The sequence below is a fragment of the Lelliottia sp. F153 genome, from assembly GCF_002870005.1.
Lineage (GTDB): Bacteria > Pseudomonadota > Gammaproteobacteria > Enterobacterales > Enterobacteriaceae > Enterobacter > Enterobacter nimipressuralis.
In genome coordinates, this window is record NZ_PKFT01000001.1 from 895,787 (window position 1) to 912,428 (window position 16,642).

General features: G+C 54.0%; 17 protein-coding genes and 1 pseudogene. 9 read left to right on the forward strand and 9 right to left on the reverse strand.

The genetic code is table 11. The annotated features are described in order from the left end of the window. Positions 1-43 precede the first annotated feature (43 nt). From pfkB to F153LOC_RS04285, 3 genes are all read left to right on the forward strand, one after another. Positions 44-976 carry a 6-phosphofructokinase II gene (pfkB, locus tag F153LOC_RS04275; RefSeq protein ID WP_102103510.1) on the forward strand — a complete coding sequence of 311 codons (933 nt, stop codon included), beginning with the start codon at positions 44-46 and terminating at the stop codon, positions 974-976. Positions 977-1,075: 99 nt separating this feature from the next. After that, the gene (gene ghoS / locus F153LOC_RS04280; RefSeq protein WP_100780483.1) at positions 1,076-1,366 is read left to right on the forward strand and encodes a type V toxin-antitoxin system endoribonuclease antitoxin GhoS; all 291 of its coding nucleotides are present in this window, start codon (positions 1,076-1,078) and stop codon (positions 1,364-1,366) included. A 105-nt stretch (positions 1,367-1,471) separates the two neighbouring features. Then, on the forward strand, positions 1,472-2,332 hold the full coding sequence (locus tag F153LOC_RS04285) for a fructosamine kinase family protein (RefSeq protein ID WP_102103509.1): 861 nt from the start codon (positions 1,472-1,474) through the stop codon (positions 2,330-2,332). Between the two features lie 36 nt (positions 2,333-2,368). Here the strand turns inward: F153LOC_RS04285 and F153LOC_RS04290 are convergent, their stop codons facing one another. Next, entirely contained in the window at positions 2,369-2,905 is a 537-nt protein-coding gene (locus F153LOC_RS04290) for a YniB family protein (RefSeq protein ID WP_102103508.1), read from the reverse strand. A 147-nt stretch (positions 2,906-3,052) separates the two neighbouring features. On the opposite strand from F153LOC_RS04290, the gene hxpB reads away from it, so the two are divergent. From hxpB to F153LOC_RS04310, 4 genes are all read left to right on the forward strand, one after another. Further along, positions 3,053-3,721: a hexitol phosphatase HxpB gene (gene hxpB, locus F153LOC_RS04295; RefSeq protein ID WP_102103507.1), complete on the forward strand. Its 669-nt coding sequence runs from the start codon at positions 3,053-3,055 to the stop codon at positions 3,719-3,721. Between the two features lie 147 nt (positions 3,722-3,868). Beyond that, the gene (gene kduD / locus F153LOC_RS04300; protein WP_102103506.1) at positions 3,869-4,630 is read left to right on the forward strand and encodes a 2-dehydro-3-deoxy-D-gluconate 5-dehydrogenase KduD; all 762 of its coding nucleotides are present in this window, start codon (positions 3,869-3,871) and stop codon (positions 4,628-4,630) included. Between the two features lie 94 nt (positions 4,631-4,724). Beyond that, positions 4,725-5,315 (forward strand): metal-dependent hydrolase, encoded by a 591-nt coding sequence (locus tag F153LOC_RS04305; RefSeq protein WP_100780488.1) that lies wholly within the window; start codon positions 4,725-4,727, stop codon positions 5,313-5,315. Positions 5,316-5,442: 127 nt separating this feature from the next. Then, the gene (locus tag F153LOC_RS04310) at positions 5,443-6,834 is read left to right on the forward strand and encodes an L-cystine transporter (protein WP_102103505.1); all 1,392 of its coding nucleotides are present in this window, start codon (positions 5,443-5,445) and stop codon (positions 6,832-6,834) included. A gap of 57 nt (positions 6,835-6,891) precedes the next feature. Here F153LOC_RS04310 and cedA read toward each other — a convergent pair whose 3' ends face one another. Next, on the reverse strand, positions 6,892-7,128 hold the full coding sequence (gene cedA, locus F153LOC_RS04315) for a cell division activator CedA (RefSeq protein WP_100780490.1): 237 nt from the start codon (positions 7,126-7,128) through the stop codon (positions 6,892-6,894). A 221-nt stretch (positions 7,129-7,349) separates the two neighbouring features. On the opposite strand from cedA, the gene katE reads away from it, so the two are divergent. After that, positions 7,350-9,611, forward strand: coding sequence for a catalase HPII (gene katE / locus F153LOC_RS04320; RefSeq protein ID WP_102103504.1), 2,262 nt, complete (start codon positions 7,350-7,352; stop codon positions 9,609-9,611). Between the two features lie 37 nt (positions 9,612-9,648). On the opposite strand, the gene chbG is transcribed toward katE, so the two are convergent. The 7 genes and pseudogenes from chbG to osmE all read right to left on the reverse strand — a co-directional run bounded on the left by chbG (position 9,649) and on the right by osmE (position 15,484). After that, a complete protein-coding gene (chbG, locus tag F153LOC_RS04325; protein ID WP_102103503.1) occupies positions 9,649-10,407 on the reverse strand; it encodes a chitin disaccharide deacetylase in 759 nt (252 codons plus the stop codon). 11 nt (positions 10,408-10,418) lie between these two features. Then, a complete protein-coding gene (locus F153LOC_RS04330) occupies positions 10,419-11,768 on the reverse strand; it encodes a 6-phospho-beta-glucosidase (protein ID WP_102103502.1) in 1,350 nt (449 codons plus the stop codon). A gap of 114 nt (positions 11,769-11,882) precedes the next feature. Next, positions 11,883-12,716, reverse strand: a pseudogene (chbR, locus tag F153LOC_RS04335) (transcriptional regulator ChbR); the annotation flags it as partial. A 12-nt stretch (positions 12,717-12,728) separates the two neighbouring features. Next, entirely contained in the window at positions 12,729-13,076 is a 348-nt protein-coding gene (gene chbA / locus F153LOC_RS04340; protein WP_100780495.1) for a PTS N,N'-diacetylchitobiose transporter subunit IIA, read from the reverse strand. 45 nt (positions 13,077-13,121) lie between these two features. After that, positions 13,122-14,480 (reverse strand): PTS N,N'-diacetylchitobiose transporter subunit IIC, encoded by a 1,359-nt coding sequence (gene chbC / locus F153LOC_RS04345; RefSeq protein WP_100780496.1) that lies wholly within the window; start codon positions 14,478-14,480, stop codon positions 13,122-13,124. A 79-nt stretch (positions 14,481-14,559) separates the two neighbouring features. Continuing rightward, on the reverse strand, positions 14,560-14,880 hold the full coding sequence (gene chbB / locus F153LOC_RS04350; protein ID WP_100780497.1) for a PTS N,N'-diacetylchitobiose transporter subunit IIB: 321 nt from the start codon (positions 14,878-14,880) through the stop codon (positions 14,560-14,562). A 259-nt stretch (positions 14,881-15,139) separates the two neighbouring features. Then, the gene (gene osmE, locus F153LOC_RS04355) at positions 15,140-15,484 is read right to left on the reverse strand and encodes an osmotically-inducible lipoprotein OsmE (RefSeq protein WP_100780498.1); all 345 of its coding nucleotides are present in this window, start codon (positions 15,482-15,484) and stop codon (positions 15,140-15,142) included. A gap of 231 nt (positions 15,485-15,715) precedes the next feature. Between osmE and nadE the strand changes: the two genes are divergently transcribed. Beyond that, positions 15,716-16,543 carry an ammonia-dependent NAD(+) synthetase gene (gene nadE, locus F153LOC_RS04360; RefSeq protein ID WP_100780499.1) on the forward strand — a complete coding sequence of 276 codons (828 nt, stop codon included), beginning with the start codon at positions 15,716-15,718 and terminating at the stop codon, positions 16,541-16,543. Positions 16,544-16,642 lie beyond the last annotated feature (99 nt).

Sequence of the window (16,642 nt, forward strand, 5' to 3'; positions counted from 1 at the left end):
TTTGTGCCATGCTTACCTGAGCCAATGCTAAAAGGAGGTCACAATGGTCAAGATTTATACACTGACGCTCTCCCCTTCCCTCGACAGCGCCACCCTCACGCCGCAGATTTATCCTGAAGGTAAACTCCGCTGTAGCACCCCCGTCTTCGAACCTGGCGGCGGGGGTATTAATGTGGCGCGCGCCATTACCCATCTTGGTGGTCAGGCCACAGCGATCTTCCCGGCGGGCGGTGCCACCGGTGAACATCTGGTGGCGCTGCTGGCGGATGAACAGGTGGCCGTCGATACCGTCGACGCAAAAGACTGGACGCGTCAGAACCTGCATGTCCACGTCGAATCCAGCGGCGAGCAGTACCGTTTCGTCATGCCCGGCGCCATGCTGGATGACGATGAATTCCGCCAGCTGGAACAGAAAGTGCTCGCCATTGAAAGCGGTGCCCTGCTGGTGATTAGCGGCAGCCTGCCCCCTGGCGTGCAATGTAAAAAACTGACCCAGCTGATTCGTGCGGCGAAAGAGAAAGGCCTGCGCTGCATCGTCGACAGTTCGGGCGATGCGCTGACAGCCGCTCTGGAATCCGGCGGTCTGGAACTGATCAAACCGAACCAAAAAGAGTTGAGCGCGCTGGTCAAGCGCCCGTTAACGCAGCCCGATGATGTTCGCTCCGCCGCTCAGGAACTGGTGCGCAGCGGGAAAGCGCATCGCGTGGTGGTCTCATTGGGGCCGCAGGGTGCCCTCGCCGTCGATGAAACCGGTTCAGTGCAGGTCGTTCCACCGCCGATGAAAAGCCAGAGCACCGTCGGTGCCGGTGACAGTATGGTCGGTGCGATGACCTTAAAACTGGCGCAAGGCGCATCGCTGCTGGAGATGACGCGCTACGGCGTCGCGGCGGGTAGCGCGGCCACCATTAATTACGGCACGCGCCTGTGCTCCCTCGAAGACACGCAAAAAATCGTGAATTATCTTTCCCAGAGCTAAAAATGGCTTCCCTCCATAACGGAGGGAAGCGCATTAAGTCGCCAAACTGGCGCGATCGGCTATGCTAAGAAAACTTTCAAGATAACAAAGAGGTGAAATATGAGCAGTGGTGACATCACCCGCTACGTCGTGACCATCAAATTTCATGAAGACTCGCTGACCGAACTCAACGAGATCAATAACCACCTGACGCGTGGCGGCTTCCTGCTGACGCTGACGGATGACGAAGGCAACGTCCACGATCTGGGCACGAATACATTCGGGCTGATCAGTCCCCTCAGCGTTGATGAAGTGAAAGCGCTGGCAAGCGGTCTGATTGAGAGCGCGATCGGTAAACAAGCAGACATTGACGTGAAAACCTGGGAAGAGTGGCAAAAAAGAGAACAATAAATGCCCTAAAGTGATCCTGACGGCTCAGGTGTGCGTTAGCTCGTATTATTGAACAGCGTTTATGCGCTAACTTTATGATCTGGCGGACAACATGGGAGAATCATCATGTGGCAGGCTATCAGTCATCTTTTAAACGAGCAACTGGGCGACGGGGAGATCGAGCAGCGTAACGAGCTGCCAGGCGGTGAGATCCACGCTGCATGGCATCTGCGCTTCGCGGGACGCGATTTCTTCGTGAAATGTGATGAACGGGAATTGCTTCCCATCTTCACCGCCGAAGCCGATCAGCTGGAATTACTGTCGCGCAGCAAAACCGTCTCCGTGCCGCAGGTCTGGGCGCTGGGCAGCGATCGCGATTACAGCTTTCTGGTGATGGATTATCTCCCTGCCCGTCCGCTGGACGCGCACAACGCCTTTTTATTAGGTCAACAGATTGCCCGCCTGCATCAGTGGAGCGATCAGCCACAGTTTGGTCTCGATTTTGACAACGACCTGTCGACGACCCCTCAGCCCAACGCCTGGCAGCGTCGCTGGTCCACCTTCTTTGCCGAGCAGCGCATCGGCTGGCAGCTGGAGCTTGCGGCGGAGAAAGGGCTAGAGTTTGGCAATATTGATGCGATTGTGGAGCATGTCCAGCAGCGCCTGGCTTCTCACCAGCCGCAACCGTCGCTGTTGCATGGCGATCTGTGGTCAGAAAACTGTGCGCTGGGGCCGGACGGGCCTTATATCTTTGATCCTGCCTGCTACTGGGGCGACCGCGAATGCGATCTGGCTATGCTGCCGCTGCATCCGGAACAGCCTCCGCAAATCTACGACGGCTATCAGTCCGTTTCGCCTCTGCCGTCAGGCTTCCTCGAAAGACAGCCTCTCTACCAGCTCTATACCCTGTTGAACCGTGCAATTCTGTTTGGCGGTGAACATCTGGTGAATGCGCAACGTGCGCTGGAGCGTGTTTTAGCGGCGTAACAGCGTATACGGGTGGCCAGGGCCACCCGCAGCGCGTTACAAAAAACCGAGTAACGAAAAGAAGAAGTAACCGCAGACGATAATAATCACCGGCAGTACGTAGAGCGGGAAAATCTGCAGAAAAATGGTGTGATGCGGAACCACAATTCGCGATTCAATCTGCTCGCGGGTCAGCCCTTCAGTGCCCTTCGCCTGTTCCAGTATCAGCTGATCTTCCACCCCTTCTCGCAGAAAACGCGTCTGACGGCTCATTCGCGCGCCAGAGGCCTGCAGGGCGAGGGCGATAAAGATCAGCGCAAAGATTATCCAGAACGCGATGTTCAGGCTTTGGTGAAAATTGGGCGTCGGCGAGTTGTACCAGAAGAAGTTAAGAAATGGCGTGTTAAAGCGCATCATCTCAATCATAACATGAGCAAAATCAAGCATAACCGCATTGATACCTGCCTGCTTTTCGCTGTGCTCATACATGAATTTCAGCACGGAGATTAGCGTGGAAATCACCGCCGGAATAAAAATTACCCATCCGGCAATACGTTTTAGCACCGCGATGCGTCCAGCTTGTTGATACGTCATCAGTTCCCCTTCAGTAAGACGCTCACTTAGAGCCTAAGTTTACCTTCTGCTTACGAATTTCGCCCGTTCTTTAAGGCCAATTATGCTAAATTGCTGCTTAACTTTAGAGTGACTTTATGCTGAAAACGTATGAATGGAGATAGCGTTATGACGACCCCGCGCCAGATTGTTGCTGCCATTTTCGATATGGATGGATTGTTAATCGATTCCGAACCGCTTTGGGATCGTGCCGAACTGGATGTTATGGCCAGCATTGGCGTGGATATTAGCCGCCGTAACGAGCTGCCGGATACGCTGGGGCTGCGCATTGATATGGTTGTTGAGCTATGGTTTGCCCACCAGCCGTGGAATGGCCCAAGCCGTCAGGACGTCACCGACCGCATTATCACCCGCGCCATCGCCCTCGTTGAAGAGAGCCGCCCCCTGCTGCCGGGCGCGCGCGAAGCTGTCGCATTGTGTAAAGCACAGGGGCTGAAAGTGGGCCTGGCGTCCGCATCACCGCTGCACATGCTGGAAAAAGTGCTGGAGATGTTCGACCTGCGCGACAGCTTCGACGCGCTGGCCTCGGCGGAAAAACTGCCCTACAGCAAGCCCCATCCGCAGGTTTATATGGACTGCGCTGCAAAACTGGGCGTCGACACACTCGCGTGCGTGGCGCTGGAAGATTCTGTTAACGGCATGATTGCCTCGAAAGCAGCCCGTATGCGCTCCATTGTGGTCCCTGCCGAAGAAGGCCAGCACGATCCACGCTTTGCACTGGCGGACGTCAAACTGGCCACCCTTGCCGATTTGACCGCAGAGCATTTGCGCGGGTAATCCCTCTGGTTCGGGCAACGCCCTGTTGCCCGAAAACATGACCACCATAATATTTTTGAAACATCATTTCATTTTTATTTGTAATTCCTGCTAACGGCTCCTATTCTTATCTTCAGAATGACAATAACCCTACACTCTGAGGTTGATATGATACTGGATGCCTTTAATCTGGCGGGAAAAGTAGCCATCGTCACCGGCTGCGATACCGGTTTAGGCCAGGGAATGACGCTGGGACTGGCGCAGGCGGGATGTGACATCGTGGGGGTGAACCGTAAAATCCCCGAAGAGACCGCAAAAAAAGTCAAAGCCCTGGGCCGCCGCTTTATGGCGATTCAGGCCGATCTTAGCCAGCAGGACGCGATTGAAACGATTGTGACAAAAGCGGTCGCCGAAATGGGCCGTGTCGATATTCTGGTCAACAACGCTGGAACCATCCGCCGGGAAGATGCGCTGTCATTCAGCGAAAAAAACTGGGATGACGTGATGAATCTGAACCTGAAATCGGTCTTTTTCCTCTCTCAGGCGGTTGCGCGTCAGTTTATTGCTCAGGGCGAAGGCGGCAAAATTGTGAATATCGCCTCGATGCTCTCTTTCCAGGGCGGGATCCGCGTCCCGTCTTATACCGCTTCGAAAAGCGGTATATTAGGGATTACGCGCCTGCTGGCAAACGAGTGGGCAGCGCACGGGATCAATGTCAATGCGATTGCACCGGGGTACATGGCGACCAACAATACCCAAGAGTTACGTGACGACGACCAGCGCAGTAAAGAGATTCTGGATCGTATCCCCGCTGCGCGCTGGGGAAATCCTGAAGACCTGCAAGGCCCGGTGATTTTCCTTGCCTCAAACGCCTCTGACTATATCAATGGCTATACGCTCGCCGTCGATGGGGGCTGGCTGGCGCGCTAGCGCCAGTTTGTGACAAAGAGTTACACCGTAACCTCTTCCGCCTACTGTACAAAAACCCTATACTGTATGAATTGACAGTTTCGTGGGTTTTATCATGACGGCGGAAGGCCACCTCCTTTTTTCTATTGCCTGCGCAGTGTTTGCTAAAAACGCTGAGCTTACCCCTGTTCTGGCTCAGGGCGACTGGTGGCATATTGTTCCTTCTGCGGTCCTAACCTGTTTACTGCCAGATATTGATCATCCCAAGTCATTTCTCGGCCAGCGCCTGAAATGGATCGCCAAACCTATCGCCAGAGCCTTCGGTCATCGCGGGTTCACCCACAGCCTGCTGGCGGTCTTTATTCTGCTGACCTTTTTCTATCTTAAGATCCCTGAAAGCTGGATTGTTCCCGCCGACGCGATTCAGGGGATGGTGCTCGGCTACCTAAGCCATATTCTGGCCGATATGTTAACCCCCGCCGGCGTTCCGCTGCTTTGGCCCTGCCGCTGGCGTTTCCGTTTTCCGATTCTGGCCCCGCAAAAAGGTAACCAGCTGGAGCGCGTCTTGTGCATGGCGCTCTTCGCCTATTCAGTCTGGATGCCTCAGACGCTGCCCGAAAATGGTGCAGTTCGCTGGTCGTCACACATGATCAATTCCCTGCAATTTCAGTTCAATCGCTTTATTCATCACCAGATTGAACAATAAACAGACAAAATAGTTGCATTTGTCATAATCCATTCCATTTGGATATAAGCGCCACATCACACTTCTGATAATCTTGCGCCAACATGATCGGAATATACCGGTCGGATTATAAATCAGGAGAACGGGGATGAATTTTCCACTTATCGCGAACATTGTGGTGTTCGTTGTCTTGCTATTGCTGCTGGCGCAGACGCGTCACAAGCAGTGGAGCCTGGCAAAAAAAGTACTCGTCGGTCTGGGAATGGGTGTGGTATTTGGTCTGGCACTGCAGGCGATCTACGGCTCTGATAACCCGGTTCTGAAAGATTCTATTCAGTGGTTTAACGTGGTCGGTAACGGCTATGTGCAGCTGCTGCAAATGATCGTCATGCCGCTGGTCTTCGCCTCTATTCTGAGCGCGGTTGCTCGTCTGCATAACGCCTCTCAGCTGGGTAAAATCAGCTTCCTGACTATCGGCACTCTGCTGTTCACCACGCTTATTTCCGCGCTGGTCGGTGTGCTGGTCACCAATCTGTTTGGCCTGACCGCAGAAGGTCTGGTACAGGGCACTGCGGAAACCGCGCGACTGGCCGCTATTCAGACCAACTACGCCGGTAAAGTGGCCGATCTGAGCGTGCCTCAGCTGCTGCTCTCCTTCGTGCCGAAAAACCCGTTTGCCGACCTGACAGGCGCAAACCCGACGTCCATTATTAGCGTCGTGATTTTTGCTGCCTTCCTGGGTGTGGCCGCGCTGAAACTGCTGAAAGACGATGCGCCAAAGGGCCAGCGCGTGCTGACCGCCATCGACACCCTGCAGAGCTGGGTGATGAAGCTGGTGCGTCTGGTTATGCAGCTGACGCCGTACGGTGTGCTGGCTCTGATGACCAAAGTGGTTGCCGGTTCTAACCTGCAGGACATCATCAAGCTGGGCAGCTTCGTGGTCGCTTCTTACCTCGGCCTGTTGATCATGTTTATCGTCCACGGCATTCTGCTGGGTGTGAACGGTGTTAGCCCACTGAAATTCTTCCGTAAAGTGTGGCCAGTGCTGACGTTTGCCTTCACCAGCCGCTCCAGCGCCGCGTCTATTCCGCTGAACGTTGAAGCGCAGACCCGTCGTCTGGGTGTACCAGAATCAATCGCGAGCTTCTCCGCCTCTTTCGGCGCGACCATTGGTCAGAACGGCTGTGCGGGTCTGTACCCGGCAATGCTGGCCGTCATGGTTGCTCCTACCGTCGGGATTAACCCGCTCGACCCAATGTGGATTGCGACCCTGGTCGGTATCGTCACCGTAAGCTCCGCCGGTGTGGCCGGTGTTGGCGGTGGTGCCACCTTCGCCGCGCTGATCGTGCTGCCTGCGATGGGCCTGCCGGTGACGCTGGTCGCGCTGCTGATCTCCGTCGAACCGCTGATCGACATGGGCCGTACCGCGCTCAACGTCAACGGTTCTATGACTGCCGGGACGCTCACCAGCCAGTGGCTGAAGCAGACCGACAAAGCTGTCCTCGATAGCGATGAGAACGCCGAACTGGCGCATCGTTAATCGTTTACCGCACCCAATAAAAAAACCGCCTCTGGCGGTTTTTTTTTATCTCTGCGTTTACTCAATATCCCCCTCCTGGCGGATTTGCATGGCCCAGCGCTGGGCCGATTCCGGAACCGTAAACGTCGGGGAACGGCGAAAATGCTCCCCCATCAGGACAAAGGCCACGTATTTTCCCCGCAGCTGCCAGACGTCGCGAAAACCATCCACTTTCAGGGCATGGTCTGGCGGCGCTGGTTCGACGCGGGGTACGTAGCTGATGACACGACGGTTTTGTTGACGAAATGGTTTCATAAGCACTGGTTCACTAAAGCAAATTCTGGAAGCAGGAAATTCCTATCATAGCCGATTCCCCCCTGACGCGTCGCGCTTTGGATGCGGTATGACTGCTCTCGCGGTGCCATTAACCCGAAAAGTCTCAGTCTGGCAGGTTGTTTGTCACATTGTTCTATAGTTAATGGGGCTTTTCGCCACAACGACCGTATTTCAGCAATGAAACCCAGGAGACGAGTGCAATGTCGCATCAAAAAGACAAGACCGATAAACATCATCAGTCACCGATCCACGGCGACGAAGAATCAAAACCCGGTATGGACTCGCTGGCCCCGGAAGATGGCTCCCATCGCCCTTCGCCTTCGCCGTCAGCCCCAGGAGAGCAACCTACCGCGCCGGGTAGCCTCAAATCCCCGGATACGGGCAACGAAAAACTGCATTCACTGGAGCCGCATCGCAAAGGCGGCGAGAGTTTCCCGCTCACCACCAATCAGGGCGTGCGCATCGCCGATGACCAGAACTCCCTGCGTGCAGGAAGCCGTGGCCCGACCCTACTGGAAGATTTTATCCTGCGGGAGAAAATCACCCACTTTGACCACGAGCGAATCCCGGAACGTATCGTTCACGCACGCGGTTCTGCCGCCCATGGCTATTTCCAGCCTTATAAAAACCTGAGCGATATTACCAAAGCGGATTTCCTCTCCGACCCGGATAAAGTGACCCCGGTCTTCGTGCGATTCTCCACGGTACAGGGCGGCGCCGGTTCAGCCGACACCGTGCGCGATATCCGTGGTTTCGCCACCAAGTTCTATACGGAAGAAGGTATTTTTGACCTTGTCGGCAACAATACCCCGGTGTTCTTCATTCAGGACGCCCACAAGTTCCCGGACTTCGTCCATGCGGTTAAACCTGAGCCGCACTGGGCTATTCCGCAGGGGCAAAGTGCCCACGACACCTTCTGGGACTATGTTTCGCTCCAGCCGGAAACCCTGCACAACGTGATCTGGGCGATGTCCGACCGTGGTATTCCCCGCAGCTATCGCACCATGGAAGGCTTTGGTATTCACACCTTCCGTCTGATTAACGCCGAAGGCAAAGCAACGTTCGTGCGTTTCCACTGGAAGCCGGTGGCGGGTAAAGCCTCTCTGGTGTGGGACGAAGCGCAAAAGCTGACCGGTCGCGATCCCGATTTCCATCGTCGTGAACTGTGGGAAGCCATCGAAGCGGGCGATTTCCCGGAATACGAACTGGGGCTACAGCTGATTCCGGAAGAGGATGAATTCAAGTTTGATTTTGATCTGCTCGACCCTACCAAACTGATCCCCGAAGAATTGGTGCCCGTGCAGCTGGTGGGCAAAATGGTGCTCAACCGCAATCCGGATAACTTCTTTGCGGAAAACGAACAGGTGGCGTTCCATCCAGGGCATATCGTCCCAGGGCTGGATTTCACTAACGATCCTCTGCTGCAGGGGCGTTTGTTCTCCTATACCGACACGCAAATCAGCCGTCTCGGTGGGCCGAACTTCCACGAAATTCCGATTAACCGCCCGACCTGTCCGTACCATAACTTCCAGCGCGACGGGATGCACCGCCAGGATATCGACACCAACCCGGCGAACTATGAACCGAACTCGATCAACGATAACTGGCCGCGCGAAACCCCGCCAGGGCCAAAACGCGGTGGCTTCGAGTCCTATCAGGAGCGCGTGGAAGGGACCAAAATCCGCGAGCGCAGTCCATCGTTTGCCGAGTATTACGCCCATCCTCGCCTGTTCTGGAACAGTCAGACGCCCGTTGAGCAGGAACATATCATCGGCAGCTTTAGCTTTGAGTTAAGCAAAGTGGTGCGTGAATACATTCGTGAACGGGTGGTCGATCACCTGGCGCATATTGACATTAAGCTCGCCCAGGGCGTGGCGGATAATTTAGGGCTAACCCTCACCGATGAGCAGCGCAATACGGCGCCGCCGAAAGAGGTTAACGGCCTGAAAAAAGATGCCTCCCTGAGTCTTTACGCCGTGCCGGGCGGGACAATTAAGGGCCGCGTGGTGGCGGTACTGCTTAACGACAACCCCATCGCCAAAGATGTGCTGGCGACCCTGAAAGCGCTGAAGTCGAAAGGCGTGCACGCGAAACTGCTCTACTCCCGCATGGGCGAAGTGAAGGCTGACGATGGCTCTGTCCTGCCCATCGCCGCAACATTCGCCGGATCACCGTCCCTCACCGTGGATGCCGTGATTGTGCCGGGCGGCGATATTAAGAGCCTGCTCACCAATGGCGATGCGGCCTACTATCTGCTGGAGACCTATAAACACCTGAAACCAGTCGCGCTGGCGGGCGATGCGCGTCAGTTTAAATCGCTGCTGAAAGTGGCAGAAAAAGGTGAAGAAGGGATTGTCGAAGGCGATAAAGTCGGCGCACCGTTTATGGATCAGCTGTTCGATCTGATGGCGGCGCACCGGGTGTGGTCACGAAGCGCTAAAATTTCAGCGATTCCGGCATAACAAACTACCGGGTAGGCTGATGCCTACCCGGCTATTCTTATAAATCGCTAAACGTCCCTAAACGATAACCACGTTCCGCAATCGCATACTTCAGCGAGGGCGACGTCAGCACGTCCAGTTCCGCCAGACGCGGCCAGCAATAGGCGCTTTTATGCACCGTATTATCGACAAACGCCGGGTGCGCCATGATCTCCAGCGAACGTTCACCGCGCGAAGCCGAGCCATCCAGTACCTGCAACAGCAGCACTTCGCTGATCGCATCGCCATAGAACTCGCTGCTGAAACCCTCGGTAGTCGGCGCACGGCCGAGCGGCAAATCGTGCAGGGCCAGCACCTGACGGTCCACACGCATCGCCACGCCCTTACGCGCCGCAAATTCGGCCACCAGCGGGAAAATCGCCGGGATCATATGCACATGATGATGGCTGTCGAGGTGCGTCGGTTCGCGGCCAAAGAGATCGACGAAGCGATTGAACTGACAATCCAGTTCGCGGGCGATTTCGTCGAGCGGCAGCGCCCCCTGCTCCGCCATCTCCCAAATCCATTTCCCCAGCACCCCGTCGCGCGTTAGCCCCGGCATGGGTGAGAGCGGCATCCCGAGCGTCAGCACGAAATGCATCCCTACGCCCAGCTTCGGCAGATCGCGGCTTAACGCTGCGGCATGTTCAATCGCCTCGCCGTTGACCAGCGCGGTGGTCGATGTGACCACCCCGTGGCGACAGGCTTCGATGATGCCGTAGTTTTGCCCTTTGGAGAGTCCAAAATCATCGGCATTCACGATCAACAGATTTTCCATCTCTGTTCCTCTCAGCGTTGTTTAAGCTTCTCAGCCGTGGTCGCAAAGTTTGGCAGCCATTTTTCATGGGCGAGAATCATTTCGCGGGCCAGGGATTCTGCGTCGCGGTCGGAGTGGACCAGCGGACTCAGGTTCAGGGCCAGCAACACGTCGTTAAATTCCCCGCTCAGCGCCGCATGGCTGGCTGCGATTTCGAAACCTTTGATGGTGTGAATCAGGCCCATCACTTTGTCGTCGAAATGGGTGATGCGAGAGTGCGGTTTCGCCCCGTCCCGGCCAAGAATACAGGTCATTTCAACCGCCCAGTCTGCCGGGATGTTGTCGATATGCCCGTGGTGCGGCACGTTCACGTAATGCTCAGCCTGTTTGTCATTGTAGATGGCGTTAATGACTTCACAGGCCGCATCGGAGTAATACGCCCCGCCGCGCTGCTCAAGCTCTTTCGGTTTGACGTTAAGATGAGGATCTTTATACAAATCAAAGAGCTGTTTTTCGACTTTCTGCACGACCTGCGCGCGAGCCCCGCCTTTATAATACTCGCCCATTTCGATGGCCAGCATCTCTTTCTGCTTGAAGTAGTAGAGCAGATACGAGCACGGCAGCAAATTCAGGGAGCGAATCAGCCCTTCGCTGAACGGCAAATCGAAGATGTTTTTCACCGAGCCGGCGGTCAGTCGGCCCGAGGCCACGCCGTCCAGCAGTTCGGCAAAGCGTGACTCTCCGTTGACGATCACATCTTTGATAAAGACCATGTGGTTCAGGCCGAAAAGATCGATGGAGAGATCGTCGCTGTCGGTCAATTTCAGCACATCGCGGATAAACATTTTCATGCCAATCGGAATGTTGCACACGCCGATGAAACGTTTGAATCCGGTGTGGCGATAAACCGCTTCCGTGACCATCCCGGCCGGGTTGGTAAAGTTGATCACCCACGCCTGCGGGCAGATCTCTTCCACGTCTTTGATGATGTCAAAAATCACCGGAATGGTGCGCAGGCCTTTAAACAGACCGCCCGCACCGTTGGTTTCCTGCCCCAGATAGCCGTGGCTCAGCGGAATACGCTCATCAAGTTCACGGGCTTTCAGCTGGCCAACGCGCAGCTGGGTGGTCACGAAGTCGGCATCTTTCAGTGCCTGACGACGATCTAACGTTTTGTGTACGGTTAACGGGACACCGGCTTTCTGCACCATGCGCTGGCACAGCTCGAAAATAATATCGAGCTTCTCCTGCCCTTCTTCCACATCCACCAGCCATAATTCGCTGACCGGCAGTTCATGATAACGTTTCAGAAAACCTTCGAGCAATTCCGGGGTATAACTGCTGCCGCCGCCGATGGTTACGACTTTCAATTTCTTTTGCATAATATCTCCCTTAGCGTATCAGGTTAACCGCCTGCAAAGTATAGCGTGGCATTCCCGCTATTTTGGGCAAGCGTTTAAGTCAATATCCTGGCGAGTTACTTCGCCGTGAGTCAATTAATTATTCATTACCGTTAAATTTTTACGGTAGCTATTAGGCGTGAATGAAGTGAATTTCTTAAAGGTTTTAATAAACAGGCTCGGGCTACTGTAACCCGATTCATAAGCAATGTCGGTGACCGAATAGTTGGTTATTTCCAGCTGCTTTTTGGCGAAATTAATACGAATACCGTTAATGATTTGCACCGGTGTTTTTTGGTAATAACGCTGGGTGGCGCGGGTGAGATATTCCTGCGATTTACCCGACAGGGCAATCATGTTCTCCAGCGCATTATCGCCAAACTGATGTTTGTCGTGCATTAACTCTACGGTAGTCCGCAGCCACTGCGGAATATCATCGATCACCTGCTGCTCATCGCGATGGTGGCGCAGGCGGTTCATCACATAAAACGTGACCGTTTCAATAAACTCATCGAATTCGCTGTCCCGGAAGTTCAGCGAGGCGATAACCGTTTCGATCCAGGTCATAAACTCGTTTTTAATGCGATACACCTGCGATGCCACGAAGCAGAACGGCACCAGGGGTAAGTAGTGTTTCTCGAAGAAACGTCTGCTCACACCGACGTTCAGAATGCGCGTCGCCCCGAATTCATAAAAGCTCTGGTGATACGACCCCATCGGCAGAAAGACAAAGTCGCCGCGCTCCAGCAGCACGCGCTTGCCGTTGATCTCCTGGTAGTAGCGCCCGGTCAGAACAATCGTGAACTCGTAGTAGTCATGCTGATGCAGACCGCTCACGCTTTCCGTTTTGTTGTAGATAACCACGTGAAAATTCTTGCCGTTAAACAGTTGCTGCTCAAGTGCGGTTTTAATTTCCATCGTGTTTACCTCCGGCGGCCTGACTTATTGCATCTTCTCGTGAAGCTCAATGAGCTCAGCAACCAGCTCGCGAGCCAGCATTGAGGTCATCAAATGATCCTGGGCGTGAACCAGCACCAGACTCACCTTCATTTTACCTTCTCCCTGGTCGCCTTCAATCAGCTTGGTTTGTACCAGGTGAGCTTCGTTCAGCGCCGTGCGCGACTGATCCATCATGCGTTTCGCTGCGGCGAAATCGCCCTGCTTGGCTTGTTTGAGTGCGCCGTACGCCAGGCTGCGTGCCTGTCCGGAGTTAATGATAAGCCCCATCACTACTTCTTCAAGATCGTTCTCAACGGCCTCGTCTGCCACGATAGTATCCAAATCAAACATCATTTCTCTCCTTTTACAGGCGCGGGTTTCCCCGCGCCGGACCTCTTAGAATTTCAGTGCGTTAGCGATGTCTTCTTCGCTTTCCTGCTCATCAATGACCGCCTGAGCCTTGTTCGACACCGCCACGAATGGCAGGTAAACCAGCGTCGATACACCCAGGTTGAACAGTGCCACGCAGAGTGCGGCGATGCTGCCGTTACTGTTGAAGAAGGCGCCAAGACCGGTTGGCATCGTCCACGGTGCCAGGTTCGTTACCGGCGGGATAATGCCCATCGAGTAAGCAGCCAGGGTAATGGCGGCCAGAATCGGCTGAATCAGCACAAACGGGATAAACATGACCGGGTTCATGATGATTGGCAAACCAAACAGAATCGGTTCGTTAATCTGGAAGATACCTGATGGCAGTGCCAGTTTCGCTACCTGACGATGATCCGCGCGACGTGAGCCGATGAAGATAGCGATAATCAGACCGAGCGTCGCCCCTGAACCACCCAGCAGGATGTAGGAATCCAGCATCGGTTTCGCCCAGAAGTGGAACTCTTTACCGGCAGCAATCGCCGCTTCTACGGAACCGTACTGGTTATACAGTGCGATGTTTTCCAGTGCCCATGGGGTCATGATGCCGTTATCCAGCGCGGTGAGCGCCAGTGAGCCGTGCACGCCGAAGAACCACAGCAGGGAGTTAAAGATAACGTAAGCCCAGCCCACTACGCTGCCCATTGATGCCAGCGGCGTGGAGATAGAATCCATAATGATCTGGTGGAAGTTGCTGCCGTGGTTGGCCAGCAGCCAGGAGAGCACACCGAAAATGGACAGGATCAGGAAGCCTGGGATTAACGCCGAGAAAGAGCGCGATACGGAAGACGGCACGCTATCTGGCAGGGTAATGACCCAGTTGCGACGAATCACAAAGGTGAACATTTCCGCCACGATCAGGCCAATCACCATCCCGGAAATAATGTTCTGACCGCCCAGCCAGTTTGCACCGACGGCATAGGCTTCACCAACGCTGTAAGGTGTCACAGTCATAAAGGCCGCCACCGCCAGCAGACCGGCTGCCATCGGGTCGACTTTACGCTCTTCCGCTAACGCAGAACCAATGAAAAAAGGCGCCATCAGCGACATAATGCCCAACGTACCGTTGTACACGTTGCCGCCGATGGCTTTAAAGCCATTCAGGGTTTCAATGGTGGAAGCGTCTAACCGAATGCCCATAGAATAGAAAAACGAGCCTTCGCCAAAACTTAAAAAGACGTTATTAATTAATACGAACATGGCACCGGCCAGGGTCAACGGCATTAATTTAATAAAGCCATTTTTAATCGCATTAATGTGGGGCTGCTTTCCTATTTTAACAGCAAAAGGAAGGAGTACCTTTTCAAGAGAGCTAATAACTTGACTCATAGAAATTACCCTTAAATGCCGCAACAAATATTGCGGCGTAAGTGTGTGAAATAACTCTTTGACGGGAAAAATTTAAATTTTAATTAGCGGCAGCTTTTTTAATTGAGGCGACTGCAGCTTTAAGTACACCTAAACCATCAATTTTGCCGTACAGCACAGAATCGATCACTTCTACAGGTTTGTTCGGTAATAAACGCTGGATTTCTGGCAACATATACGCAATCTGTGGACCCAGTAAAATCACGTCCGCGGCCTGACCTTTTTCGCCTGCCAGCGTTTCGGGAAACGCTTCGATAACGACAGGAACTTCATACTTTTCTGCCTGCGCACGCATCTTGGAAACCAGTAGTGACGTTGACATGCCCGCAGAGCAGAACAGGTAGATATGTTTCTTTTCCATAGCAACTTCCCTCTTGTATGACCCTCACCATCGCCCTTCAGCCCGCTGATGAGTGTTACTTTTGTTTGTCATTGAATGGAGTATACGGCAAGGCATAGGGAGCGGATAATTCAGCACGAGTCACAATTGTCTCTCCTTGACCTGTCGTTTTGACTGCCCTCACAGTTTAGGCAAATAATTCGCGCAAAGAAATAAGATTATTGCAGGCATAAAAAAACCGGCACATTGGCCGGTTTGTTACATCGCTCAGGCAAGCAGGTTATTGCGCCTTAGGTGCCTGTGGGTCGGTGTCGTACTCAGCACAGGTCTGATAACCTGAGTTGATCACGTGTCCTGTATCGTCCAGAGCCACAAAGTAGGTCTCTGCTTTACCATCACGTTGACCCAGAATATAAGTCTGGCAGGTCCCACGTGCGTGGATCATAGTGACTTCGGAAGAAGGTTTGCCAGCCACCTGCGCTACCTGCGCACGGCTCATCCCTTTCTTCACATCTTTAACTACCGGCTGTGTGAACTGATCGGTTGTGCGATCGTAAGCTGTACAGCCCGCCAGCATAGTCAATACCGCCGCTGCACTTAAAATTCCCGCTACATTCTTGTTCATTTTCCGTCCTCTTGTTTATCAGCGTGTTATCTAAGCATGGGATAAAAAATTCGATTCTTCAACTTTGTCTGCGAAGCGGGATGTTTTTCGGAAAATTCTAATAAAACAACGATAACCTGCTAAATAGTCGCAATTTGCCGCACTCGAAACTGTGATCCTTGTCGTTTTACGCCCAAAGGGTTAGTTTTAACGGATACTCATTCTGCTTCGTTTTTGCTAATGGAGGGCGTAATGGCTCTGCAACAAGAGATTATTCATGCGCTTGGCGTAACGCCTGCGATAGATGCTCATCAAGAAATCCGCCGCAGCGTCGATTTTTTGAAATCCTATCTGAAAACGTATCCGTTCCTGAAGTCACTGGTACTTGGCATCAGCGGCGGTCAGGACTCTACCCTGACCGGTAAACTGTGCCAGCAGGCGATCTCAGAATTACGTCAGGAAACGGGTGACGACGCGCTGCAGTTTATCGCCGTGCGCCTGCCTTATGGCGTCCAGGCCGACGAGCAGGATTGCCAGGATGCAATCTCCTTTATCCAGCCCGATCGCGTGCTCACCGTGAACATCAAAGGCGCGGTATTAGCCAGCGAACAGGCGCTGCGCGAGGCCGGCATTGAGCTGAGCGATTTCATTCGCGGCAACGAAAAAGCCCGCGAGCGCATGAAAGCCCAGTACAGCATCGCCGGAATGACCAAAGGCGTGGTGGTCGGCACCGATCATGCGGCGGAAGCGGTCACCGGTTTCTTCACCAAATACGGCGACGGCGGTACCGATATCAACCCGATTTTCCGTCTCAATAAACGCCAGGGTAAGCAACTTCTTGCCGCGCTGGGCTGCCCGGAGCACCTTTATAAGAAAGCGCCGACCGCCGATCTGGAAGACGATCGCCCTTCCCTGCCGGATGAAGCGGCGCTGGGAGTGACGTACGACAATATCGACGATTATCTGGAAGGCAAAACGCTCGATGAGAGTATCGCCCGCACTATTGAAGGCTGGTATCTGAAAACCGAGCACAAGCGACGCACGCCGATTACCATCTTCGACGACTTCTGGAAACGCTGATTCCCAGAGCGCATTGCCGGGTGGCGCTACGCTTACCCGGCTGTTTTTATCCCTGCGATGACTGCAACCCCTACGCACACAGCCCGCCAGACGAAGCCG